The sequence below is a fragment of the Terrabacter koreensis genome, assembly GCF_054783315.1.
On record NZ_BAAGQU010000004.1, the window covers coordinates 1,137,400 to 1,163,362 of the forward strand.

The following is a 25,963-nucleotide window of genomic DNA, read 5'->3' on the forward strand; positions in this document are numbered from 1 at the left end:
GCACCCACGGTAGCCCGCGCGCGTGGCCGGCGTCCCGGCATACGGGACCGGGCGTCCAGTGGCCAAGACGTGCGACGGTGGCCACGGCGTCGTTCACATTGTGGTTACGGTCCGTGATTTGCGACACGCCAGCCCCTAGACTCGCCGACGGCACGCCGCGGTGCCGTAAACGGCCCGCGACGGCCCGCGACGGCGACGGACCCGGCCCTTGCCCTCCACGGCACCCCCGCCGCTCCGCCTCGGAAAGGGAACCTCCTGTGAGCAAGCCCGTTGTCCTCATCGCAGAAGAGCTGTCGCCGGCGACCATCGAGGCCCTGGGCCCCGACTTCGAGGTGCGTTCCGTCGACGGGGCCGACCGCGACGCGCTGCTCCCTGCCCTCGTCGACGTCGACGCCGTCCTGATCCGCTCGGCGACGAGGATGGACGCCGAGGCCATCGCTTCTGCCAGGCGGCTCAAGGTCATCGCACGCGCGGGGGTCGGCCTCGACAACGTGGACGTGCCGGCGGCGACGCGGGCCGGCGTCATGGTCGTCAACGCGCCGACCTCGAACATCACCTCGGCCGCCGAGCTGGCGGTGGGCCTGCTCCTCGCCACCGCCCGCAACATCGCCCCGGCGAACCAGTCGCTCAAGGCCGGCGCCTGGAAGCGCAGCAAGTACTCCGGCGTCGAGCTGCTCGACAAGACCGTCGGCGTCGTCGGCCTCGGCCGCATCGGGGCCCTCGTGGCCGAGCGGCTCAAGGGTTTCGGCATGAGGATCGTGGCCTACGACCCCTACGCATCACCGGCGAAGGCCGGGCAGCTCGGGGCCCACCTCGTCGGCCTCGACGAGCTGCTGGCCCAGTCCGACTTCATCACGATCCACCTGCCCAAGACGCCCGAGACCCTGGGCCTCATCGGCGAGGAGGCGCTGGCGAAGGTCAAGCCGACGGTGCGCATCGTCAACGCCGCCCGCGGCGGCATCGTCGACGAGGCCGCCCTCGCCCGTGCCATCGCCGAGGGGCGCGTCGCGGGTGCCGGCATCGACGTCTTCGCCACCGAGCCGACCACCGAGTCGCCGCTGTTCGAGCACGAGTCGGTCGTCGTCACGCCCCACCTGGGGGCCTCGACCGAGGAGGCCCAGGAGAAGGCCGGCATCGCGGTCGCGCGGTCGGTGCGCCTGGCGCTCGGCGGCGAGCTCGTGCCGGACGCCGTCAACGTGAGCAGCGGCTTCATCGCCGAGGAGGTGCGCCCCGGCATCCCGCTCGTCGAGAAGCTCGGGCGGATGTTCACCGCGGTCGCGGGCAGCGTCCCGACCCAGCTCGACGTCGACGTGCGCGGCGAGATCACCGAGCACGACGTCAACGTGTGGAAGCTGGTCGCGCTCAAGGGCCTGTTCACCGACGTCGTCGAGGACCCCGTGACCTATGTCAACGCCCCGGTGTTCGCCGAGCAGCGGGGATGCGTGGTGCGCCTCGTGACCGACCCCGACTCGGGGGACTTCCGCAACGTCACGACCCTGCGCGGCACGCTTGCCGACGGCACCGTCGTCTCGGTCTCCGGCACTCTCACCGGCCCGAAGATGGTGGAGAAGCTCGTCGGCGTCAACGGCTACGACCTCGAAGTGCCGCTCACCGAGCACATGCTCGTCTTCGAGTACTCCGACCGCCCCGGCGTCATCGGCAACATCGGTCGCATCCTCGGCGACGCCGACATCAACATCGGTGGCATGCAGGTCTCGCGCCAGCACGACCGCGCGATCGGTGTCCTCAACGTCGACAGCGCCGTGCCCCCATCGCTGGCGGCCGAGCTGTCCGACGTGGTGGAGGCCAAGACGTTCTCGGTCGTCGACCTGCAGGACTGACGTGCCTCCGCCCGCACCGAGGTGAGGTCTTGCGGGTGAGGTCTTTCGGCCCTGCCGTGCGAGCGGCCCGACTGGGACGGTCGAGACATGGGGCCGCCGGTCGTTGGCTGTGAGGGTGTCACCAAGCGCTTCGGTGACACGGAGGCGCTGCGCGGCGTCGACCTCGACGTGCTCGAGGGCGAGGTCTTCGGCTACCTCGGACCGAACGGCGCGGGCAAGACGACCACCCTCCGACTGCTCATGGGCCTGACCCGCTGCAGCACCGGACGAGTCGAGGTCCTCGGGCTCGATGCGTGGCGACGCCGCGACGAGGTGCACCGCAGGGTCGGCTACGTGCCCGGGGACGTGGCCCTCTACCCCCGCCTGAGCGGACGGGACCACGTCGACTACCTCGGGAACCTGCGGGGGCTCGGAAGGCCCTCCGTCGCGACGAAGCTCGCGGAGCGGCTCGACCTCGACCTGCGCCGACCCACTCGTGAGCTGTCACGGGGCAACCGCCAGAAGCTGGCCCTGGTGCTCGCCCTCATGGGCCAACCCGAGCTGCTCGTCCTCGACGAGCCGTCCAGCGGCCTGGACCCCTTGGTCCAGCGGGAGTTCCATGCCCTGCTCGCGGAACACTCGGCGCGGGGAGGCACGGTGCTGCTCAGCTCCCACGTGCTCAGCGAGGTGCAGCGCGTCGCGACCCGGATCGCCGTGCTGAGCGCAGGTCGGGTCGTGGCAGTGGAGGAGCTGGACGCGCTGCGTGCCAAGTCCCTGCACCACGTCGAGGCCCAGCTCGAGGGCCCCGTCCGAGTCGAGCAGTTCGAGGCGCTGCCCGGGGTGCGTGACGTCCGCCTCGAGGACGGCGTGCTGCGCTGCGACGCACCGCAGTCCGCCCTCGACCCGCTGCTCAAGCTGGTCGCCCGTCACCCGGTCGTCGACCTCACGTGCACCGAGGCCGAGCTGGAGGAGACCTTCCTCGCGTACTACGCGGCCGCAGGAGGTCCGGATGCTGCATGACGTGCTCCGCAAGACCCTGTACGACCAACGGCGTTCGTACCCTGCGTGGTGCGCGGGGGTCCTGCTCGTCGTGGCGATGTACGTCGCCCTCTGGCCGAGCATCCGGCGCCAGCCCTCGATGCAGGACTTCCTCGACCAGATGCCCGAGGCGCTCCGCAACCTCTTCGCGATGTCAGGTGCCGACATGTCGACGCCCGTCGGCTACATCCAGATCGAGCTGCTCTCGTTCATGGGTCCGCTGCTCGTGCTCCTGTATGCCGTCGCCGCCGGCTCGTCCGCCGTGGCCGGCGAGGAGGACCGGGGCACCCTCGACCTGCTCCTCGGCACTCCCACCCCGCGGACGCGGATCGTCGTCGACAAGGCGATCGCCATGGTGGTCGGCACCGTCGGGCTCTGCGCGCTGCTCGGGGTGGCGCTCGTCGCCGAGGGGGCTCTCGTGGACCTCGACCTGCCGGTGGGGCACGTCGCCGCGGCGATGCTCCACCTCGCCCTGCTGGGTCTCGTCTTCGGCGCCCTGGCGCTCGCGGTGGGCGCCGGGACCGGCCGGCTCGCCCTGAGCCGCGCGGTCCCGGTGCTCCTCGCGGTCGTCGGCTACGTCGTCAACGGGCTCGGCGGTCTCGTCGACTGGCTGCGGCCGCTGCAGAAGCTGTCGCCCTTCTACCAGTACGCCGCCCACGACCCCCTGCGGCAGGGCGTCTCGTGGGTCTCGGTCGGGGTGGCCGTCGCGACGGTCGTCGTGCTCGTCGTCGTCGCGGCGGTGGCGTTCGACCGGCGTGACGTGGCCTCGTGAGCGCTGCTTTCCTTCAGGCGGACCTGCGCCCCGGGTCGTGACCGCCGGGTCCGGCACCGTCGGGTTCGTCGCTGGGTTCGTCGCCGGGTTCGTCGTCATCCGGCTCGTCGTCCGACGTGTCGAGCTCGGCGAGCTCGGGGACGAGGTCGTGTCGTCTGCTGAAGGTGTCGATGATCGCGAGGGCCACCGCGGCGATCGGGATGCCGATGAGGGCGCCGATGGCACCGAAGAGGGCAGCCCCCGCGATCACCGAGCCCAGCGCCACGGCGGGGTGGACGTCCATCGTCCGGCGGCTGATGCGCGGTGTGAAGACGTAGTTCTCGAGCTGCTGGTAGATGGTGGCGAAGACCGCGATCCACACGGCGTTGATGGGCTTGTCGAGCACGGCGAAGAGGGCGGGGAGCGCGACGCCGATGTAGGTGCCGATCGTCGGGATGAACTGTCCGACGATGCCGGCGAAGACGCCGAGGGGCAGCCAGAACGGCACGTCGATGACCCAGAAGAACGAGGCGTGGAAGACGGCGGAGAGCGCGGCCAGGACCAGCTTCGAGACCACGTAGCCGCCGGTCTTCTCGACCGAGATGGTCCACACCGTGATGAAGACGCGCTGGTAGCGCTGGGGCAGCCACGAGCCGATGGTCTGGCGCAGCCGCGGACTGTCGGCGGAGAGGTAGTAGGCGAAGACGAGGATCGTCAGGCTGTCGAAGAGGAAGGTGAACAGCGAGCCGAAGATGCCGACGATGCCGCCGCCGTAGCGGCCCGCGAGCTCCCCGAGCTTGTCGGGCGTGAGGTTGAGGGCCTGGCGCACCTGGTCGAGGTCGAACGTCGTGCCGAACGTCGAGTTGACCCAGTTGATGGCCGAGGTCACGGCGCCCGGCAGCTGGGTGCCGAGCTCCGACACCTGCGAGACGAAGACCTGCCCGAAGAGCTCGGCGAGCGCGGCGAAGAGCAGCAGCACGCCGAGCATCGTGAGCCCGGTCGCCAGCCCGCGCTTCATGCCCCGGGACGCGAGCCAGAGCACGACCGGCTCCATGGCGATGGAGACGAGCCACGCGAGCAGGAGCAGGAAGAGGAAGCTCGCGAGCGCGTGGAAGGCCCAGGTCGCGATCGACAGCAGGACCACCGCGCTGAGGACGATGATCGTGACGCGCCGCGCATTGCCCGGGGTCACGGCGATCCATCGTGCCTCGTCGTCGAACGGCACCCCCGGGACCGCGTGGCGGCCGTGCCGGTCGTGCGCGTCGTGCCGGTCGTGTGCGTCGTGCGCAACGGCGTGGTGAACGTGCGGCTCGTTCGGGGCGGCGGCGTGCGAGTCGGGCTGGTGGGCGCTCACGCGGCGAGCCTACGGTCCCTCGCGCGGCAAGCGGGGGAGGTCGCGGCCTGCATGCCGACGTCGGCGTGACCCGCGACACGCGGCGCCCAGCCGTCCGCACGAATGGTGGACACCGCGTCTCATCTTGTGGAAACCCCCTTTACCCGTGGGTAGCCCGGCGTACCGTGAATTGCATGACGCGGCAGGTCGTACTTATTCCCCGCCGCGGCGAGTCCAGGTAGTCAGCACCTCGCCGCGGAGATCCCGCGCACCCTCGTGCTGACTTGGTTCGCCCACCCGGGCTGGAGCCACCTGAGACCACCAACAGCAAGGCAACTCGAAAGACGTGATCACCATGAGCGAAGACGCCAAGGCAGCCCGTCAGGCACTGCAGGAGTCCATGGACCTGCGCGACCAGGGCCACACCGAGGACTGATCTCCGGTCTCGCGCCGGACGTCGAAGGCCCCCGCCCCAGTTGGGCGGGGGCCTTCGCCGTGCGACCAGAGAATGAGACGCACGTTCCACATCACAAGACGGGTTCTACGCTGACGGCATGGGAGAGATGCAGGTCAAGGACGCCTACTCGATCGCCGTGATCGGCGGTGACGGCATCGGTCCCGAGGTCGTCGCCGAGGGCCTGAAGGTGCTCGACGCCGTCACCGGCTCGGGTGGTCCGAAGTTCGCGACGACGGACTACGACCTCGGCGCCCGCCGATGGCACGCCACCGGCGAGACGCTGCCCGACTCGGTGCTCGAGGAGCTGCGCGGGCACGACGCGATCCTCCTCGGCGCCATCGGCGACCCGACGGTCCCGAGCGGTGTGCTCGAGCGAGGCGTGCTGCTCCCGCTGCGGTTCGCCCTCGACCACTACGTCAACCTGCGCCCGGCCAAGCTCTTCCCCGGAGTGGCCAGCCCGCTCGACGTCGCCCGCGTCGCCCCGGACGGCATCGACTTCGTCGTCGTGCGCGAGGGCACCGAGGGTCCCTACGTCGGCAACGGCGGGGCCCTGCGAGTCGGCACTCCCGCAGAGATCGCGACCGAGGTCAGCGTCAACACCCGCTTCGGCGTCGAGCGCGTCGTCCGCGACGCCTTCGCGCGCGCCCAGGCCCGGCCGCGCAAGCACCTGACCCTCGTGCACAAGCACAACGTCCTCACCCATGCCGGCCACCTGTGGCGCCGCACGGTCGAGGAGGTCGGTGTCGAGTTCCCCGAGGTCGAGACGGCATACCAGCACGTCGACGCCGCGACGATCTTCATGGCCACCGACCCCGGCCGCTTCGACGTCATCGTCACCGACAACCTCTTCGGCGACATCCTCACCGACATCGCCGCTGCGATCGCCGGCGGCATCGGACTCGCCGCATCGGGCAACATCAACCCGGCCCGCACGACCCCGAGCATGTTCGAGCCGGTGCACGGCTCGGCCCCCGACATCGCCGGCCAGTCCAAGGCCGACCCCACCGCCGCGATCCTCTCGGTCGGCATGCTGCTCGCCCACCTCGGGCTCGACGCCGAGGCCGCGCGCGTCGACGCCGCCGTGGCCGCGGACCTCGCGGACCGTGGGGATGTCGTACGCAGCACCGCCGCGGTCGGCGACGCCGTGGTCGGTCGTCTCTGACGCGCACGACCCGGCATACGCCCGGCTGACCCGCTGCTCGCACGCGGGTCCATGCCGCGTACGCGGGTCCATGCCGCGTACGCGGTGACTGCCCCGTACGCGGCCGACTGCCCCGTACGCGGGCGGCCGGCCCGCACGCGCGGCGTGCCCTGCGTACGCGACCGAAACCCGCGGAGGACACGCCCGGACGCCGTCCGGTGCGGCGTCCGGGGCGGCTGTGTCATCTCACGATGTGGGCGATAGCCTGACGTCGGATCACTGCTGATTTCGCTCCATGGAGGTATGTCATGACCCAGCTGTCCTTCGAGGTGACGCGCCGCGACGACGCCACCTCGTCCGAGCGCATCGCCGAGATCCTCGAGAACCCCGGCTTCGGCAAGACCTTCACCGACCACATGGTCGTCGCGACCTGGACCGCCGACGGCGGCTGGGGTGACGCGCAGGTCAGGCCCTACGGCCCCTTCCAGCTCGACCCTGCGGCGGCGGTGCTCCACTACGCCCAGGAGATCTTCGAGGGCATGAAGGCCTACCGCCACGCCGACGGCTCGATCTGGACGTTCCGTCCCGAGGCCAACGCCGCCCGGTTCGCGCGCTCGGCCCGCCGCCTCGCTCTCCCCGTGCTCCCCGAGGCCGACTTCATCGAGTCACTGCGGCAGCTCGTCTCCGTCGACCAGGACTGGGTGCCCGCGGGTGACGCGGGTGAGAAGAGCCTCTACCTGCGCCCCTTCATGTTCGCCTCCGAGGCGTTCCTCGGGGTGCGACCGGCCCAGCAGGTCACGTACTCCGTCATCGCCTCGCCGGCCGGCGCGTACTTCTCGGGCGGCCTCAAGCCGGTCACCCTGTGGATCTCGACCGACTACGCCCGCGCCGGCGAGGGCGGCACGGGCGCGGCCAAGTGCGGTGGCAACTACGCGAGCTCCCTCGCCGGCCAGCTCGAGGGCATCGACCACGGCTGCGACCAGGCCGTCTTCCTCGACTCCTCGACGCACACGTACATCGAGGAGCTCGGCGGCATGAACCTGTTCCTCGTGACGAAGGACGGGCGCATCATCACCCCGGAGCTCACCGGCACGATCCTCGAGGGCGTCACCCGCAGCTCCATCCTCGAGATCGCCAAGGAGCTCGACCTCGAGCCCGAGGAGCGTCGCATCCCCATCGAGGAGTGGAAGGAGGGCGCGGCCAGCGGCGACATCGTCGAGATCTTCGCGTGCGGCACCGCCGCCGTCGTCACCCCGGTGGGCGAGCTGCGCTGGGACGGCGGGTCGGTCGACCACCGCCGCGACGGCCACGAGGACCGCTACGCCGAGGCGATCCGCAACAAGCTCCTCGACATCCAGTACGGCCGTGCCGAGGACGCCCACGGCTGGCTCACCCGTCTCGTCTGACCCGGTGGGCGCGGCGGGGGGCCCGGCACCGTCGCGGCCGCGCCTCGTCGCGACCGACCTCGACGGCACCCTGCTGCGCTCCGACGGCTCGGTGTCGGAGCGCACCCGCGCGGTGTGGGCGGCCGCCGACGAGGCCGGCATCGAGACGGTGCTCGTCACCGCGCGGCCGCCGCGGTGGCTGCACGACCTCGAGCACGTCGTCGGCCCGCGCGGCGTCGCGATCTGCGGCAACGGGGCGTTCGTCTACGAGGTGACCGGCCGGCGCCTGCTCGAGACGCACTGCTTCGAGGCCGGTGCGGTGGAGTCGATCGTGGCCGATCTCAGGGCGGCGCTGCCGTCGGTCGCCTTCCTCGCCGAGCGGGCGAGCGGCCCCTACCTCGCACCGGGCTACCCCGACCCGCACGACGACACCGGGGCCGCGGGCGCAGCGCGCGGTCCGCTCGCGGGGATCGCGGCCGAGCCGGTCGGCAAGCTCCTGGCCGTCAACGACGAGGTGCCCCTCGAGGAGTTCCTCTCCACCGTCGAGGAGGTCGTGGGCGACCGCGGCCACCTGCATTTCTCCGGCGCGTCCGGGCTCGCCGAGATCAACGCCCCCGGGGTCACCAAGGCGGTCGCGCTGGAGCGCTGGGCGACCCGGCTCGGCATCGACGCCGCCGACGTCTGGGCGTTCGGCGACATGCCCAACGACCTGCCGATGATCAGATGGGCAGGGGTCGGCTGGGCCGTGGCCAACGCGCACCCGACCCTGCTCGAGGCCGCCGACCGCACCTGCCCCGGCAACGACGACGACGGTGTGGCCGTGACGCTGGAGCGGGCCATCGGCCGACCCGGCTGACGGTCTCGACCTTCGGAATCCGTCGTAAAGGTTCTGTGGGGAACCATTGACGGCCTTCCCTGCGCGGGTATTGGATGCGATGCATCATTCGCAGCGGCGACAAAGGTCCGCCGCATGATGTTTTGAGAGGTAGTGCGCATGGCTGTCGACACCTCCAAGGAGTACGAGCACGACGACGAGGCGGCCCTGGCTGCGCTCGGCTACAAGCAGGAGCTCCACCGCGGCATGTCGGGGTTCTCCAACTTCGCCGTCTCCTTCTCGATCATCTCCATCCTCGCGGGCTGCATCACCAGCTACCTCATCGCCATGAACGCCGGCGGCCCGATCGCCATCTCCATCGGCTGGCCCCTCGTCGGTGCCTTCGTCCTCTGCGTGGCCCTCGCCATGGCGGAGGTCTGCTCGGTCTACCCGACCGCGGGTGGCCTCTACTTCTGGGCCGGCCGGCTCGCCCGTCGCAACAAGCGCGTCTGGGCCTGGTACGTCGGGTGGTTCAACTTCCTCGGCGAGGTCGCGGTCACCGCGGCCATCGACTACGGCGCCGCCGTCACGTGGATGGCGCTGCTGAGCCTCGTCTTCGACCTGCAGGTGACGGCCGGCTCCACCTTCGTCGCGTTCCTCGTCATCATCGTGCTGCACGGCCTGCTCAACACGTTCGGCGTCAACCTGGTCAAGCTCCTGTCGAACGTCAGTGCGTGGTGGCACCTCGCCGGCGTCGCCATCATCGTCGGCGTGCTCGTCATCGTGCCCGACAAGCACCAGGACCTCTCGTGGACCTTCACCCACTTCGAGAACCGCACCGGCTGGGGAGCGCCCTTCTACGCCTTCCTCATCGGCCTGCTCATGGCGCAGTACACCTACACCGGCTTCGACGCGTCGGCCCACGTCGCCGAGGAGACGAAGAACGCGTCGGTCGAGGCGCCCAAGGGCATCGTGCGCAGCGTCTGGGTCTCGATCCTCGCCGGCTGGGTGCTGCTCGTCGCGGTCACCGCCGCCATCCAGGACTACGAGGGCGCGCTCACGACCGACATCGGCCTGCCCCCGGCCCAGATCTTCATCGACGCGGCGGGTCGCTCGCTCGGCATCTTCCTGCTCTTCATCTGCGCCGTCGCCCAGTTCTTCTGCGGGATGGCCTCGGTGACCGCCAACTCGCGCATGTCGTACGCGTTCTCCCGCGACAACGCGCTGCCGGGGTCGGGGCTGTGGGCACAGGTCAACCCGCGCACGGGCACTCCGACCAACTCGATCTGGCTGTGCGTCGTGTGCTCCGTCGTCCTCGCGTCACCGGCGCTCGTCTCGACCACCGCCTACCTCGCGGTCACGTCGATCGCCGTCATCGGCCTCTACATCGCGTACGTCGTGCCCGTCTTCCTCCGGCGCACCAACCCGGACTTCACCCCGGGCCGATGGAACCTCGGCCGGTGGAGCGCGCCGATCGGCTGGATCTCGGTGGCGTGGGTGGCGTTCATCGTCGTGCTCTTCATGCTGCCGCCCGCGAGCCCGATCACGGTGAGCACGTTCAACTACGCGCCGGTGGCCGTCGTCGCGGTGCTCGTGTTCTCGACGGTGACGTGGTTCGTCGGCGGGCGCAAGCACTTCATGCGCGACGTCCCCGGTGGCCACGACACCAAGCCGGCGGCGGAGATCTTCGGCTGACATGGAGCCGGTCGGGGGAGAGTCGTCAGCCGGGCTCGCGGCGTGGCCGGAGGCGGTGCTGCGGCCGGCGTCCGGCAACGCGTTCGAGCACGCCGTCGAGCAGCTGGCGCGTGCGATCCGTCTCGGCGTGCTCGCGGACGGTGAGCAGCTGCCGCCCGAGCGCGAGCTCGCCGAGCGGCTCGGGATCGGACGCAACACGCTGCGCGAGGCAATCGCCGCCCTCCGCGAGTCCGGCCTGGTGACGACGCGACGCGGGCGAGGGGGCGGCACTCGGGTGACGTATGCCGCCGAGCCGCCTCCCTCGACCGCGCGGTCGTTCGTGCGCAGCTCCGCCGCCATGGCAGACGCGCTCGACTTCCGTCGCGTGGTCGAGCCCGGGGCCGCGTGGCTGGCCGCGACGCGCACGCTCGCGGCCGACCAGCGGGCGTGGCTCACCGACAGCCTCCGGGCGGTCGCCGAGGCGGAGGATCCCGCAGCCCACCGGGTCGCCGACTCCCGGCTCCATCTCGCGATCGCCACACTGTCGGGCTCGCCGCTCCTCGTCGACGCCGTGACGCGATCGCAGTCGGCGATCCACGAGATGCTCATGGCGATCCCGGTGCTGCGACGCAACATCGAGCACTCCAACGACCAGCACGACCGCATCGTCCACGCCATCCTCACGGGCGACTCGGACCGGGCCCGCGCCGTCATGGAGGAGCACTGCGACGCGACCTCGGCACTCCTGCGAGGCCTCATCGGGTAGCAGCGGCGAACGGGTACGGAACGGCAGCGGTTTCACGCACACTTCGGACAGCAGGAGAGGCGACAGCATGGGCGCACCACCGAGGTTCACCCTCGACGAGCTCCGGTCGGAGATCGAGGACGGCACGATCGACACGGTCGTCGTGGCCTTCACCGACATGCAGGGCCGGTTGCAGGGCAAGCGCCTGCACGGGCACTACTTCCTCGACCACGTGCTCGAGGACGGCACCGAGGGCTGCAACTACCTGCTCGCCGTCGACGTCGACATGAACACCGTCGACGGCTACGCCATCTCCTCGTGGGAGCGCGGCTACGGCGACATGTTCTTCGACCTCGACCTCGACACCCTCCGCCGCACCCCGGGCACACCGCACTCCGCGACGGTGCAGTGCGACCTCACCTGGCTCGACGGCAGCGGCCCGGTGGTGCAGTCGCCGCGGTCGGTGCTCAAGGCCCAGGTCGAGCGCGCTGCAGCCATGGGGATGGCGGCCCACTGCGGCACCGAGCTCGAGTTCATCGTGTTCCAGGAGTCCTACGAGCAGGCCTGGGACGCCGGCTACACGGGTCTCACCCCGGCCAACCGCTACAACGTCGACTACTCGATCCTCGGCGGTGACCGCGTCGAGCCGTTGCTGCGCGAGATCCGCAACGAGATGTATGCCGCCGGGGCCGTCGTCGAGAGCGCGAAGGGCGAGTGCAACTACGGCCAGCACGAGATCGGGTTCCTCTTCGATACGGCGGTGCGCACCTGCGACAACCACGTCGTCTACCGCAACGCGGCCAAGGAGATCGCCGCCCACCACGGGCAGTCGATCACCTTCATGGCCAAGTTCGACCAGCGCGAGGGCAGCTCGTGCCACATCCACCTGTCGCTGCGCGGGCTCGACGGTGCGACCGTCTTCGCCGACGACGAGCGCGAGCACGGGCACAGTGAGATGTTCGAGCACTTCCTCGCAGGCATCCTCGCCACCCAGCGCGAGCTGACCTACTTCTACGCGCCGAACATCAACTCCTACAAGCGTTTTGCCTCGGCCAGCTTCGCGCCGACGGCCGTCGCCTGGGGCCGTGACAACCGCACGTGCGCCCTTCGCGTCGTCGGCCACGGCCCGGCCCTGCGCGTGGAGAACCGGGTCGGTGGCGGCGACCTCAACCCGTACCTCGCCGTGGCGGCCATGCTCGCCGGGGGTCTGCACGGCATCGAGCAGGAGCTCGAGCTCGAGCCCGCCCTCGAGGGCAACGCCTACACGTCCGACAAGCCCCACGTGCCCTCGACGCTGCAGGAGGCGCGCGACCTGCTCGCCGGATCGGCGGTCGCGCGGGCGGCCTTCGGCGACGAGGTCGTCGACCACTACGTCAACGCAGCCGACGTCGAGATCACGGCCTTCAACGCCGCGGTCACCGACTGGGAGCGCAGGAGAGGATTCGAGCGACTGTGACCACCACGCACGACGTCATCAACCCGGCCACCGAGCAGGTCGTCCGCAGCGTCGAGCTCGCCACCGTGGAGGAGGCGGATGCGGCGATCGCCCGGGCCTCGGCGGCGAGCGAGGGCTGGCGGGCCGTCGCGCCGGCCGACCGTGGGCTGCTGCTGCGCCGCTTCTCCGACCTCGTCGGCGAGCACCAGGAGGAGCTCGCTCGGCTCGAGGTCGAGAACGCCGGGCACACGATCGGCAACGCGCGGTGGGAGGCCGGCAACGTGCGCGACGTGCTCGCCTACTACTCGGCCGCACCCGAGCGGAACTTCGGCCGCCAGATCCCGGTGGCCGGCGGCATCGACGTCACCTTCCGTGAGCCGCTCGGTGTCGTCGGCATCATCGTGCCGTGGAACTTCCCGATGCCCATCGCGGGCTGGGGTTTCGCGCCGGCGCTCGCCGCCGGCAACACGGTGGTGCTCAAGCCGGCCGAGCTCACCCCGCTCACCGCGATGCGGCTCGGCGAGCTGGCCCTCGAGGCAGGCATCCCCGAGGGGGTCTTCACGGTCGTGCCGGGCAAGGGGTCGGTCGTCGGCGAGCGGTTCGTCACGCATCCGGTCGTGCGCAAGGTCTGCTTCACCGGTTCGACGGCGGTGGGCCAGCGGATCATGCGCGGGGCCGCCGACCAGGTCAAACGGGTCACCCTCGAGCTGGGCGGCAAGAGCGCCAACATCGTCTTCGCCGACTCCGACCTCGAGCTCGCTGCCGCCCGCGCCCCGTATGCCGTCTTCGACAACGCCGGGCAGGACTGCTGCGCCCGCAGCCGCATCCTCGTCGAGCGCAGCGCCTTCGACCGCTTCATGGAGCACTTCGAGACCGCGGTGCGCGGCGTCGTCGTGACCGACCCGCGCGACGAAGCCGCCGAGATGGGCCCGCTCATCAGCGCCGACCAGCACGACCGGGTCAGCGCCTACGTCGAGGGTGCCGCCGACGGCGTCGACGTGGCCTTCCGCGGGAGCGCCCCGGAGGGGGCCGGCTACTGGTACGCGCCGACCGTGGTGCTGCCTCGGTCGACGAGCGACCCCGTGTGGCAGGAGGAAGTCTTCGGTCCGGTCGTCGCCGTGCTCCCGTTCGACGACGAGGCCGACGCGGTCGCCAAGGCCAACGACACGGCATACGGCCTCTCGGGCTCCATCTGGACCCGCGACCTCGGGCGCGGTCTGCGCGTCGCGCGCGGCGTCGAGGCCGGCAACCTGTCGGTGAACTCGCACAGCAGCGTGCGCTACTCGACGCCGTTCGGAGGCTTCAAGCAGAGCGGCATCGGCCGCGAGCTGGGGCCGGACGCCCTCGAGGCGTTCACCGACGTCAAGAACGTCTTCATCTCGACGGACTGACCGATCCGCATACACCTGAAAACCATTGGACGGCAAGGAAAGAGGACTCATGGCAGGCAGGCTCGACGGCAAGGTCGCGGTCATCACGGGCGGGTGCTCCGGCATCGGTCTGGCCACGGTGCGGCGGTTCGCCGAGGAGGGCGCCAAGGTGGTCATCGGCGACCTCGACGAGGTGAACGGGCCACGCGTCGCCGACGAGGTCGGCGGCAGGTTCGTGCGCGTCGACGTCGTGAGCAAGGACGATGTCGACGCGCTGTTCCGCACCGCCAAGGAGACCTACGGCTCGGTCGACATCGCCTTCAACAACGCCGGCATCAGCCCGCCCGAGGACGACTCGATCCTCGACACCGACCTCGACGCGTGGCGCAAGGTCCAGGAGGTCAACCTCACGTCGGTCTACCTGTGCTGCAAGGCCGCCCTGCCCTACATGCTCGAGCAGAGATCGGGCTCGATCATCAACACGGCCTCGTTCGTCGCCGTCATGGGCGCGGCCACGTCGCAGATCTCCTACAGCGCCAGCAAGGGTGGCGTGCTGTCGATGAGCCGTGAGCTCGGCGTGCAGTTCGCGCGCGAGGGCGTGCGCGTCAACGCGCTGTGCCCGGGGCCGGTCAACACCCCGCTGCTCCAGGAGCTCTTCGCCAAGGACGAGGAGCGCGCGGCCCGGCGACTCGTCCACGTGCCCATGGGTCGATTCGGCGAGCCGGAGGAGATGGCCAACGCGGTGCTCTTCCTCGCCTCCGACGAGTCGAGCTTCATCACGGCCTCGACGTTCCTCGTCGACGGCGGCATCTCCGGCGCGTACGTCACCCCGCTTTGAGGAGGTCGTCGTGGACGCACGTCCGGTCATCGGCATCACCGCCTACGTCGAGCGGGCGTCGTGGGGTCGCTGGGTCGACGTGCCGGGGGCCCTCGTGCCCTACCGCTACGTCGGGCACGTCGAGGACGCCGGCGGCATCGCGGTCGTGGTGCCGCCGCGACCCGACGCCGACGACGGTGTCGCCCGCGAGCTGCTCGCCCGTCTCGACGGGGTGATCCTCGCCGGTGGGGTCGACGTGGCCCCCGAGCTCTACGCCGACGAGCGCCACGCGTCGGTGCAGGCGTCACGGCCCGACCGCGACACGACCGAGCTCGCCCTCGCCCACGCGACGGCCGCACTCGACGTGCCGTTGCTCGGCATCTGCCGCGGCATGCAGGTGATGGCGGTGGCGACCGGGGGAGTGCTCGAGCAGCACCTGCCCGACCGGGTGGGGCACGACCGGCACTCGCCCGCGCCGGCGACCTACGGCAGCCACCACGTGAGGACCGTTCCCGGCACCCGGCTGGCCGGCATCATCGGCGACGGTGCCGAGGTGCCGAGCTACCACCACCAGTCGGTGCTGACCCACCCCGGCTACGAGCCGTCGGCGTGGGCCGACGACGGCACTCTCGAGGCGATGGAGGACCCCGAGGCGGCGTTCCGCGTGGCCGTGCAGTGGCACCCGGAGGTCGGTGACGACCCCCGCCTCTTCCACGCGCTCGTCGCCGCAGCGAGGGCGTATGCCGCCGGGCGGGGAACTGGCCGCAGCTGAGGTTCGCGTGGTGGCGGGCTTCGGCTCGGCGGCGGACGCCCGGTCCCACATGGCGGACCCGTGGTTTCGCACGACGAGCCGCCCTGCCACCCTGATCCCGTGACCGCTTCCCGGCTTGCCACGAGCACGCTCATTATCAGCTAGCGCGACGAGAACACCTCTCGTCGCGCAGACCTCCCGTCCCCGGGGGGTCTTTTTGTTTCCCGGCCACGAGCCACGGAGACCGCTGCAGAGCCACACCGGGCCGAGCGGCACAGATGAATGGGACCGAGGACCGAGCGGCCACATGGACCCGCCCCCTGGATCAAGGACAATGAAGGTCATGGATGCCCTGCACGTTTACGACACCACCCTGCGCGACGGCGCCCAGCAGGAAGGTCTCAACCTCTCGGTGTCGGACAAGCTGGCCATCGCCGGACTGCTCGACGACCTCGGGGTGGACTTCATCGAGGGCGGCTGGCCGGGTGCGAACCCGAAGGACACCGAGTTCTTCGATCGGGCCCGACAGGAGCTCCATCTCCGCCGCGCGACCCTCGCCGCCTTCGGGGCCACCCGGAAGGCCGGCGGGGCCGCCGCGGAGGACCCCCTCGTGCAGGCTCTCGTCGACTCGGGCGCGTCGGTCGTGTGCCTCGTCGCGAAGTCGCACACGGGTCACGTCGAGCGCGCCCTGAGGACCACGCTCGAGGAGAACCTCGAGATGGTGCGCGACACCGTGTCCCACCTCGTCGGGAAGGGCCGCCGGGTCTTCCTCGACTGCGAGCACTTCTTCGACGGCTGGCACCTCGACCGTGACTACGCGCTCTCGGTCGTCCGCACTGCGCACGAGGCCGGGGCCGAGGTCGTCGTGCTCTGCGACACCAACGGCGGCATGCTCCCGCACCAGGTCGAGGAGGTCGTCGCCGACGTCATCGCCGCCACCGGTGCACGCATCGGGGCGCACTGCCACAACGACACCGGCTGCGCGGCCGCCAACTCCGTGGCCGCCGTCCGCGCCGGCGCCACGCACGTGCAGGGCACGGTCAACGGCTACGGCGAGCGCACCGGCAACGCCGACCTCGTGACCGTCGCCGCCAACCTGCAGTTCAAGCTCGGGCTCGACGCGATGGAGGTCGACTCGTTCCGACGGGCCATGCACATCGCCCACGCCATCAGCGAGGTCACGAACGTCCCCGCCTACAGCCGCCAGCCCTACGTCGGCGCGAGCGCCTTCGCCCACAAGGCCGGCCTGCACGCGAGCGCGCTCAAGGTCGACCCCGACCTCTACCAGCACATGGATCCGGCTCTCGTCGGCAACGGCATGCGCACCCTGGTCTCCGACATGGCCGGACGGGCGAGCATCGAGCTCAAGGCACGCGAGGCCGGCCTCGACCTGTCCGACCGGCCCGACGTCGTGGCGAAGGTGCTCGCCGAGGTCAAGGACCTCGAGCTGCGGGGATGGACCTTCGACGCCGCCGACGCGACGGTCGAGCTGATGCTCCGCGAGGCGCTCGAGCCCGGTTGCACCGACTACTTCGAGGTCGAGTCGTGGCGCGTCATCACCGACTCGTCGGGTGAGGGCGACGCGACGTCCGAGGCGACCGTCAAGCTGCGCGCCGACGGCTCGCGGCTCATCGCCACGGGCGAGGGCAACGGCCCGGTCAACGCGCTCGACCACGCGCTGCGTGAGGCCCTGAGCCGCGCCTACCCCGAGATCGAGAAGATCGAGCTCATCGACTTCAAGGTGCGCATCCTCGACGCGTCGCACGGCACCGACGCCGTGACGCGTGTCCTCATCGAGACCTCCGACGGCGAGACGTCGTGGGACACCATCGGGGTCGCGGGCTCGATCCTGGCGGCGTCGTGGCGGGCCCTCACCGACGGCATCGTGCACGGCCTCCTGCGTCAGGGCGTGCCGCGCCGCTGAGACGCACCCGTCGCCACCGCGACGCCGGGCAGCCAGAGGGGCGCCTCGGTGCGGAAGGCTTCCGGCGACAGCGCGGGAGCACCCTGCGGCACCGTCCCGAGGAGTCCCTCGGGAAGGGCTGCGAAGTAGTCGCGGTTCGTCGTCTCGATGACGTCTGGGTCGGTCGGCCATGAGCCGATGACGACCCCGAGCAGTCGGATGCCTCTGTGAGACAGTGCTTCTCGCGTGAGCATGGTGTGGTTGAGGGTGCCCAGCGCACTTCGGGCCACGAGCACCGTGCCGCTGTCGGGGAGCGCGGCGGCGAGGTCGGCCAAGGTCTGGCCCTCAGCGGTCAGCTCGACCAGGAGACCACCGGCTCCCTCGACGACCACCACGTCGTGCCGGGCGGAGAGGTGGTCGATGGCTTCGAGGTGGTGGGTGAGCGACGGCAGCGTGCGTCCCTCCAGCTGAGCCGCGGGACGAGGGGCCATGGGGGCGATCAGCCTGGTGCCCTCCGCGGTGAGGGCGCCCGTGAGCCGCTCGACCTCGCCCATGTCGCCGGTCTCGCCGGGCGCCACGCCGGTCTGCGTCGGCTTGTAGGCCGCGACAGCCAGTCCCGCCGCGACCAGGGTCGCGACGAGCGCGGCAGTGACGACCGTCTTGCCCACGTCCGTGTCGGTGCCCGTGACGACGACGACCCCCGGCAGCCGCGGCTCAGCCATCGGTGTCGTGGGGTGGGATCTGGGTGAGGGGCGAGGACGACGCGGGATCCTGCGCGCCCTCGACCGCAGCGACCGTGGGGAGGCCACGGACGGGGGAGGGAGCGTCCCCCGCCCGTGGCCCCTCCACGGCCTCGTCGTCGCCCCGCTCCGCGTGGGCACGTGCGGCGCGTGCGACGAGCCGGGCTGCCTGGAGCAGGTCGTCACCGGTGAGGTCGGCCCGCGCGGTGACCCGCAGCCGGGACACGCCGTCCGGCACGCTCGGTGGCCGGAAGCAGCCGACGAGCACGCCCTGCGCGCGCAGGTCGAGGCAGGCCGCGACCGCGGCGTCCGGCGACGGCATCGGCAGCGACTGCACGGCGCCGGCGGCTTGGGCGATGCCACAGACGGTCGCGATGACCCGGGCGTTCGCGCGCACGGTCGCCGCGAGGGAGGGGTCGTCCAGGACGACGTCGGCGGCCGCCGCGGCTGCAGCAGCCGCCGCGGGTGCCAGGCCGGTGTCGAAGATGAAGGGCCGCGCGGTGTTGACCAGGTGGTTGCGCACCGTCGTCGAGCCGAGCACGGCGCCGCCCTGCGAACCGAGGGCCTTCGAGAGGGTGAGGGTGACGACGAGGTCGTCCGCCCCGACCAGGCCGAGCTCGTGCACGAGGCCCCGTCCCTCGCCGGCGACCCCGATGCCGTGCGCCTCGTCGACGACGAGCAGGGCGTCGTGGCGCCGGCACACCTCGAGGAGTGCGGGCAGCGGGGCGGCGTCGCCGAGCACCGAGTAGATCGACTCGACGGCGACGACGACTCGTCGACCCGGTCGCGCCCCGAACTCGCGGTCGAGGTCGGAGGGGTCGTTGTGGGCGAAGGTCGCGTGGGCGACGCGCGACATCCGGGCGGCGTCGTGCAGGGAGGCGTGGGCGTGCGCGTCGAGCAGGATCTCCGACCCGCGCCCGCTCAGCGCCGTCAGCACGCCGAGGTTGGCGGCATACCCGGTCGAGAAGGCGAGGGCGCTCGGATGCCCCGTGAGACGGCACAGCGCCGCCTCCAGGTCGCGGTGCACGGGCAGCGTTCCGGTGACGAGGCGGCTCGCCGTCGCCGACGCCCCGTAGCGGTCCAGCGCGTCGTGGGCGGCGGCCACGACCCTGTCGTCACGCGACAGGCCGAGGTAGTCGTTGGAGGCGAGGTCGAGGGCGTCGCGCGTCGCGGCACCTCGTCCGCCGAGACGGAGCACCGGGTCGAACCGTTCGGTGCCGCGCTCGGCGCGCAGGGCCGCCCGCTCGCGCAGCCACGAGTCCCAGAGCCCGCTCACCCGTGCACCTCCCAGACCGCACCCACGATGGCGTCGCCGATGGTGCGCACGTCGTCGTCGCTGCAGACGTACGGCGGCATCGTGTAGACGAGGTCGCGGAAGGGCCGCAGCCACACCCCGCGGCGCAGCGCGGCCCGGGTCACGGCCGTCACGTCGACCGCGGACCCGAGCTGGACGACGCCGACGGCGCCGAGCGTGCGCACGTCCGCCACCGCCGGGAGGTCCGCTGCGGGCAGGAGGTGCTCCTGGAGCAGGCGGCCGACCCGGGGGACGTCGTCCTTCCAGCCCTGCTCCACGAGCGACAAGGACGCGTTGGCGACGGCGCAGGCCAGCGGGTTGGCCATGAAGGTGGGCCCGTGCAGCAGGGCCCTGAACGCCGAGCGGGTGATCGCGTCGCCCACCGCTCGGGTCGTGAGCACCGCTGCGAGGGTGAGGTATCCGCCAGTCAGGGCTTTACCGACGCAGATGACGTCAGGCGAGATGCCGGCCCACTCGGACGCGAACAGCCGGCCCGTGCGGCCGAAGCCGGTCGCGATCTCGTCGACGACGAGGAGGAGCCCGTGCTCGTCGGCCACGCGTCGCAGCTCGCGCAGGCAGTCGGGGTGGTAGACGTGCATCCCTCCGGCGCCCTGGAGCACCGGTTCGACGATGATCGCGGCCAGCTCGTCGGAGTGCGCCGTGGCCAGCGCCCGGACCTCGGCGACCCACGCCTCGAGAGCGAGGTCATCCGTCGCCCAGCGCTCCTCGCCGTCGGCGGTCACGACCAGACGTGCGGCCGGTGGTCTGGGGGCGAAGAGCTGGCGGGCCAGGGCGCCGGGGAAGGCGGAGTGCATGCCGTCGACCGGGTCGCACACGCTCATGGCGGCGAAGGTGTCGCCGTGGTAGCCGCCGCGCACGGTGAGGAACCGCTGCCGGCCCGGGCGGCCCTGTGCCGCCTGGTACTGCAGCGCCAGCTTGAGGGCGACCTCGACCGACACCGAGCCGGAGTCGGCGTAGAAGACGTGCGCCATCGGGCCGGGGGCCACCGCGGTCAACCGCTCGGCGAGGGTGACGGCCGGTTCGTGGGTCAGGCCACCGAACATGACGTGGCTGAAGCGGTCGAGCTGCTCGTGGGCGGCGGCGTCGAGGGCCGGGTGACGATAGCCGTGGACCGCGCACCACCACGACGCCATGGCATCGACGGCCTCGAACGTCTCGCCGTCCGGGGCGGTGAGGGTCAGGTGCACGCCGGAGGCCCGCTCCACGGCATACGGCTCGGGGCCGTCGAGCGGGGCATAGGGGTGCCAGACGAGCCCGCGGTCGCGTGCCGCGAGAGGGGAGCCGACGGGCTCAGGCATTGGCGGGGACGTCCGTGCCGGCGCCGCGCCGGCGCTTGGCGGGATCGTGGGTCGCCTCGGCGGGCGCCGCGTCCGTGGGGCCCGCGCCCAGGACGACGAACCCGTGGTCGCGGATGAGCTCGAGGTCGGCCTCGGCGGCCTGTCCCTCGGAGGTGAGGTAGTCGCCCAGGAAGATCGAGTTCGCGACGTGGAGCGCGAGGCCCTGGAGCGAGCGCAGATGCATCTCGCGGCCACCGGCGACGCGGATCTCCTTGTCGGGGCAGACGAACCGCGCCATCGCGAGGATGCGCAGGCACCGTCCGGGCGTCAGCTCCCACGTGCCCTCGAGGGGTGTGCCGTCGAACGGCATGAGGAAGTTGACCGGGATCGAGTCCGAGCCGAGGTCGCGCAGCGCGAAGAGCGCCTCGACGAGCTGCTCGTCGCTCTCGCCGAGCCCCGCGATGAGGCCGGAGCACGGCGAGAGTCCGGCGTCCTTGGCCTTCGTGACGGTGTCCACGCGGTCGGCGTACGTGTGGCTCGTGACGATGTCGTCGTGGTGCGACTCGGCGGTGTTGATGTTGTGGTTGTACGCGTCGACCCCGGCCGCGCGCAGGCGCTCGGCCTGGCCGTCCTTGAGCAGGCCGAGGCACGCGCAGACCTCCACGTCCGGGTGCTCCTGCTTCAGGGCACCGACCATGCCGGCCACCCGGTCGACGTCGCGGTCGGTGGGGCCGCGGCCGCTCGAGACCATGCAGATGCGCGTCGCTCCGCCCCGCAGTCCGGCAGCCGCCTGCTCGATGGCCTCGTCGGGCTTCAGCCACGTGTACTTGAGGATGTCGGCCTGTGAGCCGAGACGCTGCGAGCAGTAGTGGCAGTCCTCTGGGCAGAGCCCGGACTTGAGGTTGACGAGGTAGTTCACCTTCACCGTGTTGCCGAAGTGCTTGCGGCGCAGGCGTGCCGCTGCAGCCACGAGGGAGACGAGCTCGTCGTCGCTCGCGCGCAGGACGTCGAGGGCGTCGTCGGCGGTGGCAGGGGTGCCGGCCAGCACGGCGTCGGCGAGGTCGTCGTAACGGCGGGTCATGGGGCTCCTTGCGCACGGCGTTGAACGGTGTTCAACTTGAACGGTGTTCAGTATGCCGAGTCGCTAGGCTCGGCTGTCAACGCGGGTCCGTGCCTGGCCCGCCTGCCGAGGACGGGGGACCGGATGGCGCTCAGCCGCGAGCAGGTGGTCGGTGCGGCCGTCGACCTGCTGCGCCGCTACGGCCTCGGCGACCTCACGATGCGGCGGCTGGCCCGCGAGCTGGGCGTCGCGCCGGGCGCCCTGTACTGGCACGTCGCCAACAAGCAGGAGCTGCTCGTCGAGGTGGCCGACGTGCTCCTCGCCGAGATCCCCACGCCGGGCGACCGGCCCGCCGCCGAGGCCCTGACCGGTCTGGCCGTCGCCCTCCGGGAGGCGCTGGTGCAGGTGCCCGACGCTGCCGACGTCGTGGGGCTGGCGTATGCCGTGGAGCCGGGTGCGACGCGCGCGCTGCGCGACCTCGCGCGGCTCGTCCAGGACGCCGGCGCGACGGCGTCGGAACGTGACGACGTGGCCGCGCTCGTGGTCCACCACATCCTCGGTTCGGTGGCGGCGCAACAGAATCGGGCCCTCGCGTCGCAGGTCGACCCGGAGCTGCCGACGCCCGACAGCACCTCGGAGGCGAAGGCCTTCGAGGTGGGGCTCGCCGTCATCCTGCGCGGCCTGCGCTCGGCCTGACGCGATGCGCGAAAGTGCTGGACGGCCCAGGCCCCGCCCAGCATCACCCCCGAGGGGTGGATATCGCCGGCGCGCGTGCCGTGGACCTTCGCCGACACCCATCAGAGTGGCGCATCCCGGCGGTGATACGTGCCGAATCGAAAAACTCGTGAGCCCTCCGCCCACCCTCACCGAGCGAGCGCCCGGTTTCCGACGTTCGCCCCCGTCGAGTGCTCGGTTCCCGACGCCCGCCGCGCGTCAGGTCAGAGCCGCACGCTCTCGCGGCAGGGCGCCGTCGATCGCCTCGACGAGGCGCGAGCGCAGGGCCTGCCCCCGCACCGAGAAGGCTCGCTGCTCCGCCGCGTACTGCGCCTTGCCCTCGGGCGTCTCGATGCGCACCGGTTCGTAGCCGAGCCCGCGCAGGTCGTAGGGCGCCGCGCGCATGTCGAGCGAGCGGATGTCGCGGGCCAGCTCGAAGCAGTCCATGACGAGGTCGCTCGAGACGGCGGGGACGAGCTTGTGGGCCCACTTGTAGAGGTCCATGCCGGCGTGCAGGCATCCCGGCTGCTCGAGGTCCGCCTGGCTCTCGCGGGTCGGACGGAGCGCGTTGCGCGGCGCGGCGTCCGGGGTGAAGAAGCGGTACGCGTCGAAGTGCGAGCAGGCGACCTGGTGGCTCTCGACGACGGCGTCGGTGCCCTCGGTGCCGAGCCGGAGCGGCCACCCCGAGTGACGCACGTCCGTCGGGTCCGTCCGGTAGACCATGGCCCACTCGTGCAGCCCGAAGCAGCCGAAGCGTCCCGGCCTTGCGGCCGTCCGCAGCAGCAGCTCGCGGACGAAGCGCACGGTGTCGCCGCGAGCCGCCACGAAAGCGTCGACGTCCACCTGCACCGTGTCGCCGTCCGCGACGTAGAACCGCCAGTCGCGGTGCGGCGCCTCCGCGCCCGCGGCGAGGGCGACGCCCGCGCCGGGGTGCCACCGTCGGAGCTGGGCCGGCTTGAACGAGTAGTACGTGAAGAGGAAGTCCTCGACGGGGTGCTTGCGCTGGTCACGACGGCGCTCCAGATGGCGCGCGGTCGCCGCCGCGACCCTCGCCTCGTGGGCCGCGGTGCGCTCTCGCCACTCCTGCTGACCCAGCACCTGCACCCCACGAGGGTAGGCGATGAGGCGCGACAACCCCGCGCGAGGTGACGAGCCATAGCAGGATGTGCCCATGGCTCCGGACGCCGAACGGCCCACCCACCTGCTGCACCGGCTGACCTCCTACTCGCACGAGCGGGAGTGGACCGAGGTGCCCGACGACGACCGCCTCGTGCAGGACCTCGTGCCGAACGACCTCTCGCGACGGCCGGCCTGGTACAAGGTCTACGACGAGGACCTTCAGCGCACGCTGCTCCCGCAGGAGCTGCCTGCCGCCACCGCGCCCGCCACCGCGGTGCTCGCCGGCAGCGCGGACGTGCCGACGAGCCGCCTCGATCTCGCCGGGCTGGCCCGCCTGCTGTTCCTGTCCGCCGGGGTGACCCGTCGAACGACGAGGCCCGACGGCGGAGTCGTCCTCTTCCGCGCTGCCGGATCCGCCGGTGCGCGCTTCCCGCTGGAGCTCTACGTGGCGGTGCCGCGAGGAGTCGACCGCGACGTCCTCGCCGACGACGTCGCCCCGGGGACGTACTGGTACGACCCCGAGGCACACGTCCTCGTGACCGTCGGACCGCCGCCGACCGGCGACGCCCCCACGGTCGTCGTCACCGGCATCCCCTGGCGCACCGGGTGGCGCTACCGCGAGCGCGGCTTCCGGCACGTCTACTGGGATGCCGGCACGATGCTCGCCCAGCTGCTCGCGCTGGCCGACGGCGCCGGCGTGCCCGCTCACCTGTTCACCACCTTCGCCGACCGCGAGGTCGCCGCGCTCGTCGGTGCGGACGGCACCCGGGAGTTCCCGGTCGCGCTCGTCGCCCTGGGCCCCGGCACGCCGGGCATCCACCCCACCGGCGACGCGCTCGGAGGGCACCACGACGCCGACGGTCTCGAGTTCCCGCTCGTGACGGCGGCCCAGCGGGCGGGGGAGCGCGACGGGCTCGGTGCCGAGCTCGGGCGAGGGGCGCCGGTCGCCCTGACGAGCCGCGACCCGGGACCGCCAGTCGACGCCGTCGTCGCGAGCAAGGGCTCGATCCGGCGACTGCACGCCGACCGCACCCTCTCGCGCGACGTGCTCCACGACGCGATGAACGCGTCCCTGCGTGGCATCGAGGTCCCGCACTGGGTGGGGCTGAGCGGGGTCGAGGGCGTGCCGACCGGGGTGGCCCGGTGGCCGGACGTCGATGCCCCGGTGCGCCCGCTCGGGGAGCAGCAGCTGCGCGACGAGCTCTTCGGCGCCGCCCTGGAGCAGGGCCTGGCCCACGACGCCGCGTTCGTCGCCATGAGCGGCACGCGTCTCGCCGACCTCGACGACCACGACTACCGCGACGTCCAGCTGCTCGCCGGGCTCGTGGAGGGTCGGCTGCACCTCATGGCGTACGCGTTGGGTGCGGCCGCGTCGGGGATGACCTTCCGCGACTCCGACCTCCAGGGCCTGCTCGGCGAGGACGTTGCCGGCCTGCTGTGGACGTGCGTCGGGGTGCCGGAGTACCGCACGCGACGCAGCGGCGCACCCGGCTCGCCCGCGGACGTCACGATCGTCTGGCCCCGCTGACCCGTCCGGCGCGACGCTCCGGCATACGCTCGGTCCGTGGTCGCCGACGACTGGTACCTCTCCGCCGCGGAGCGCGGCAACCCCTGGACGCGCCTCGACGCCCGCCATGCCGACGGACGCGCCTGGAGCGAGGGCAACTCGGTGACGCCGCTCGTGCACGGCACGACGTACTTCGCGGCGCTCACCGAACGGGTGTCGGCGATGCGCGCGGGCGACCTGCTCCTCTTCGTCGACTGGCGCGGCGACCCCGACGAGCGGCTGACCGGAGACCCCGGCAGCGAGGTCGCCCGTCTCTTCGCCGACGCCGCCCGCCGCGGGGTGGACGTGCGCGGGCTCGTCTGGCGCTCCCACTGGGACCGGCTCGCCTTCTCGGCAGACGAGAACCGCCACCTGGGCGAGGACATCGACGCGGCCGGCGGCGAGTGCTACCTCGACATGCGGGTGCGCACCGGCGGCTCGCACCACCAGAAGTTCGTCGTGCTGCGCCACCCGGGCCGGCCCGGGCTCGACATCGCCTTCCTCGGCGGCATCGACCTGTGCCACAGCCGGCGCGACGACGCCGAGCACGCGGGCGACCCGCAGCCGCAGCCGATGGCGGCGGTCTACGGGGCCCGACCCCCCTGGCACGACGTGCAGCTGGAGCTGACGGGGCCGGTGGTCGGCGACGTCGAGACGGTCTTCCGCGAACGGTGGGAGGACCCGCAGGCCCTGACCCGCTCGCCGATCCGCAAGGCCCTCGACGCCGTGCGTGGTGACCGTCCGCGTCGCCGCGCCCT

At 71.8% G+C, this 25,963-nt stretch carries 21 protein-coding genes and 1 pseudogene; 16 read left to right on the top strand and 6 right to left on the bottom strand.

The window, feature by feature from the left end:
- Window positions 1–257 precede the first annotated feature (257 nt).
- The 3 genes from serA to ACYVNR_RS08055 all read left to right on the top strand — a co-directional run bounded on the left by serA (window position 258) and on the right by ACYVNR_RS08055 (window position 3,630).
- Window positions 258–1,841 carry a phosphoglycerate dehydrogenase gene (serA, locus tag ACYVNR_RS08045; protein WP_461047693.1) on the top strand — a complete coding sequence of 528 codons (1,584 nt, stop codon included), beginning with the start codon at window positions 258–260 and terminating at the stop codon, window positions 1,839–1,841.
- An 87-nt stretch (window positions 1,842–1,928) separates the two neighbouring features.
- A complete protein-coding gene (locus ACYVNR_RS08050) occupies window positions 1,929–2,840 on the top strand; it encodes an ABC transporter ATP-binding protein (RefSeq protein ID WP_461047694.1) in 912 nt (303 codons plus the stop codon).
- Window positions 2,830–3,630, top strand: coding sequence for an ABC transporter permease subunit (locus ACYVNR_RS08055; RefSeq protein WP_045191606.1), 801 nt, complete (start codon window positions 2,830–2,832; stop codon window positions 3,628–3,630). The genes ACYVNR_RS08050 and ACYVNR_RS08055 overlap by 11 nt, the downstream gene beginning before the upstream one ends.
- Before the next feature lie 13 nt (window positions 3,631–3,643).
- On the opposite strand, the gene ACYVNR_RS08060 is transcribed toward ACYVNR_RS08055, so the two are convergent.
- On the bottom strand, window positions 3,644–4,963 hold the full coding sequence (locus ACYVNR_RS08060) for an AI-2E family transporter (RefSeq protein WP_461047695.1): 1,320 nt from the start codon (window positions 4,961–4,963) through the stop codon (window positions 3,644–3,646).
- A 334-nt stretch (window positions 4,964–5,297) separates the two neighbouring features.
- Here ACYVNR_RS08060 and ACYVNR_RS08065 point away from each other — a divergent pair, with 334 nt between their 5' ends.
- From ACYVNR_RS08065 to cimA, 11 genes are all read left to right on the top strand, one after another.
- Window positions 5,298–5,378 (top strand): 3-isopropylmalate dehydrogenase, encoded by an 81-nt coding sequence (locus ACYVNR_RS08065; protein ID WP_081633825.1) that lies wholly within the window; start codon window positions 5,298–5,300, stop codon window positions 5,376–5,378.
- A gap of 118 nt (window positions 5,379–5,496) precedes the next feature.
- Window positions 5,497–6,561 (top strand): 3-isopropylmalate dehydrogenase, encoded by a 1,065-nt coding sequence (locus tag ACYVNR_RS08070; protein ID WP_045191607.1) that lies wholly within the window; start codon window positions 5,497–5,499, stop codon window positions 6,559–6,561.
- 287 nt (window positions 6,562–6,848) lie between these two features.
- The gene (locus ACYVNR_RS08075; RefSeq protein ID WP_045191608.1) at window positions 6,849–7,946 is read left to right on the top strand and encodes a branched-chain amino acid aminotransferase; all 1,098 of its coding nucleotides are present in this window, start codon (window positions 6,849–6,851) and stop codon (window positions 7,944–7,946) included.
- Between the two features lie 4 nt (window positions 7,947–7,950).
- Window positions 7,951–8,781, top strand: coding sequence for an HAD hydrolase family protein (locus ACYVNR_RS08080; RefSeq protein ID WP_461047696.1), 831 nt, complete (start codon window positions 7,951–7,953; stop codon window positions 8,779–8,781).
- Window positions 8,782–8,919: 138 nt separating this feature from the next.
- Entirely contained in the window at window positions 8,920–10,434 is a 1,515-nt protein-coding gene (locus tag ACYVNR_RS08085; RefSeq protein WP_045191610.1) for an amino acid permease, read from the top strand.
- Between the two features lies 1 nt (window position 10,435).
- A complete protein-coding gene (locus ACYVNR_RS08090; RefSeq protein ID WP_045191611.1) occupies window positions 10,436–11,179 on the top strand; it encodes a FadR/GntR family transcriptional regulator in 744 nt (247 codons plus the stop codon).
- Between the two features lie 67 nt (window positions 11,180–11,246).
- Window positions 11,247–12,614: a glutamine synthetase family protein gene (locus ACYVNR_RS08095; RefSeq protein ID WP_461047697.1), complete on the top strand. Its 1,368-nt coding sequence runs from the start codon at window positions 11,247–11,249 to the stop codon at window positions 12,612–12,614.
- Entirely contained in the window at window positions 12,611–13,984 is a 1,374-nt protein-coding gene (locus tag ACYVNR_RS08100) for an aldehyde dehydrogenase family protein (protein ID WP_461047698.1), read from the top strand. Before ACYVNR_RS08095 ends, ACYVNR_RS08100 begins: the two co-directional genes overlap by 4 nt.
- 49 nt (window positions 13,985–14,033) lie before the next feature.
- Window positions 14,034–14,801: a 3-oxoacyl-ACP reductase gene (locus ACYVNR_RS08105; RefSeq protein ID WP_045191614.1), complete on the top strand. Its 768-nt coding sequence runs from the start codon at window positions 14,034–14,036 to the stop codon at window positions 14,799–14,801.
- Between the two features lie 10 nt (window positions 14,802–14,811).
- Window positions 14,812–15,552: a gamma-glutamyl-gamma-aminobutyrate hydrolase family protein gene (locus ACYVNR_RS08110; protein WP_461047699.1), complete on the top strand. Its 741-nt coding sequence runs from the start codon at window positions 14,812–14,814 to the stop codon at window positions 15,550–15,552.
- 322 nt (window positions 15,553–15,874) lie between these two features.
- Window positions 15,875–17,455, top strand: coding sequence for a citramalate synthase (cimA, locus tag ACYVNR_RS08115; protein ID WP_045191759.1), 1,581 nt, complete (start codon window positions 15,875–15,877; stop codon window positions 17,453–17,455).
- On the opposite strand, the gene bioD is transcribed toward cimA, so the two are convergent.
- The 4 genes and pseudogenes from bioD to bioB all read right to left on the bottom strand — a co-directional run bounded on the left by bioD (window position 17,434) and on the right by bioB (window position 21,847).
- Window positions 17,434–18,156 (bottom strand): dethiobiotin synthase, encoded by a 723-nt coding sequence (gene bioD, locus ACYVNR_RS08120; RefSeq protein ID WP_045191616.1) that lies wholly within the window; start codon window positions 18,154–18,156, stop codon window positions 17,434–17,436. The genes cimA and bioD overlap by 22 nt on opposite strands.
- Window positions 18,149–19,450: an 8-amino-7-oxononanoate synthase gene (locus ACYVNR_RS08125; RefSeq protein WP_461047700.1), complete on the bottom strand. Its 1,302-nt coding sequence runs from the start codon at window positions 19,448–19,450 to the stop codon at window positions 18,149–18,151. The genes bioD and ACYVNR_RS08125 overlap by 8 nt, the downstream gene beginning before the upstream one ends.
- A pseudogene (bioA, locus tag ACYVNR_RS08130) lies at window positions 19,450–20,787 on the bottom strand (adenosylmethionine--8-amino-7-oxononanoate transaminase); the annotation flags it as partial. The pseudogene bioA and the gene ACYVNR_RS08125, both read right to left, overlap by 1 nt.
- Window positions 20,780–21,847, bottom strand: coding sequence for a biotin synthase BioB (bioB, locus tag ACYVNR_RS08135; protein WP_461047701.1), 1,068 nt, complete (start codon window positions 21,845–21,847; stop codon window positions 20,780–20,782). The pseudogene bioA and the gene bioB, both read right to left, overlap by 8 nt.
- A gap of 123 nt (window positions 21,848–21,970) precedes the next feature.
- On the opposite strand from bioB, the gene ACYVNR_RS08140 reads away from it, so the two are divergent.
- Window positions 21,971–22,522 (top strand): TetR family transcriptional regulator, encoded by a 552-nt coding sequence (locus tag ACYVNR_RS08140; RefSeq protein ID WP_461047702.1) that lies wholly within the window; start codon window positions 21,971–21,973, stop codon window positions 22,520–22,522.
- 237 nt (window positions 22,523–22,759) lie between these two features.
- Here ACYVNR_RS08140 and ACYVNR_RS08145 read toward each other — a convergent pair whose 3' ends face one another.
- Window positions 22,760–23,644, bottom strand: a complete 885-nt coding sequence (locus tag ACYVNR_RS08145) for a 3-methyladenine DNA glycosylase (protein ID WP_461047703.1) — start codon at window positions 23,642–23,644, stop codon at window positions 22,760–22,762.
- A 67-nt stretch (window positions 23,645–23,711) separates the two neighbouring features.
- Here ACYVNR_RS08145 and ACYVNR_RS08150 point away from each other — a divergent pair, with 67 nt between their 5' ends.
- Window positions 23,712–25,187 (top strand): SagB/ThcOx family dehydrogenase, encoded by a 1,476-nt coding sequence (locus tag ACYVNR_RS08150; protein WP_461047704.1) that lies wholly within the window; start codon window positions 23,712–23,714, stop codon window positions 25,185–25,187.
- Window positions 25,188–25,963 lie beyond the last annotated feature (776 nt).

What these genes read in the sequence shown, in the direction of transcription:
- ACYVNR_RS08085 (WP_045191610.1), top strand. Translation starts at nt 8,920, where the DNA reads ATGGCTGTCGACACCTCCAAGGAGTACGAGCACGACGACGAGGCGGCC.
- ACYVNR_RS08070 (WP_045191607.1), top strand. Translation starts at nt 5,497, where the DNA reads ATGGGAGAGATGCAGGTCAAGGACGCCTACTCGATCGCCGTGATCGGC.
- ACYVNR_RS08065 (WP_081633825.1), top strand. Translation starts at nt 5,298, where the DNA reads ATGAGCGAAGACGCCAAGGCAGCCCGTCAGGCACTGCAGGAGTCCATG.
- ACYVNR_RS08095 (WP_461047697.1), top strand. Translation starts at nt 11,247, where the DNA reads ATGGGCGCACCACCGAGGTTCACCCTCGACGAGCTCCGGTCGGAGATC.
- ACYVNR_RS08075 (WP_045191608.1), top strand. Translation starts at nt 6,849, where the DNA reads ATGACCCAGCTGTCCTTCGAGGTGACGCGCCGCGACGACGCCACCTCG.
- ACYVNR_RS08055 (WP_045191606.1), top strand. Translation starts at nt 2,830, where the DNA reads ATGCTGCATGACGTGCTCCGCAAGACCCTGTACGACCAACGGCGTTCG.
- bioB (WP_461047701.1), bottom strand. Translation starts at nt 21,847, where the DNA reads ATGACCCGCCGTTACGACGACCTCGCCGACGCCGTGCTGGCCGGCACC.
- ACYVNR_RS08050 (WP_461047694.1), top strand. Translation starts at nt 1,929, where the DNA reads ATGGGGCCGCCGGTCGTTGGCTGTGAGGGTGTCACCAAGCGCTTCGGT.
- bioD (WP_045191616.1), bottom strand. Translation starts at nt 18,156, where the DNA reads ATGGCTGAGCCGCGGCTGCCGGGGGTCGTCGTCGTCACGGGCACCGAC.
- ACYVNR_RS08090 (WP_045191611.1), top strand. Translation starts at nt 10,436, where the DNA reads ATGGAGCCGGTCGGGGGAGAGTCGTCAGCCGGGCTCGCGGCGTGGCCG.
- ACYVNR_RS08140 (WP_461047702.1), top strand. Translation starts at nt 21,971, where the DNA reads ATGGCGCTCAGCCGCGAGCAGGTGGTCGGTGCGGCCGTCGACCTGCTG.
- ACYVNR_RS08105 (WP_045191614.1), top strand. Translation starts at nt 14,034, where the DNA reads ATGGCAGGCAGGCTCGACGGCAAGGTCGCGGTCATCACGGGCGGGTGC.
- cimA (WP_045191759.1), top strand. Translation starts at nt 15,875, where the DNA reads ATGGATGCCCTGCACGTTTACGACACCACCCTGCGCGACGGCGCCCAG.
- ACYVNR_RS08150 (WP_461047704.1), top strand. Translation starts at nt 23,712, where the DNA reads ATGGCTCCGGACGCCGAACGGCCCACCCACCTGCTGCACCGGCTGACC.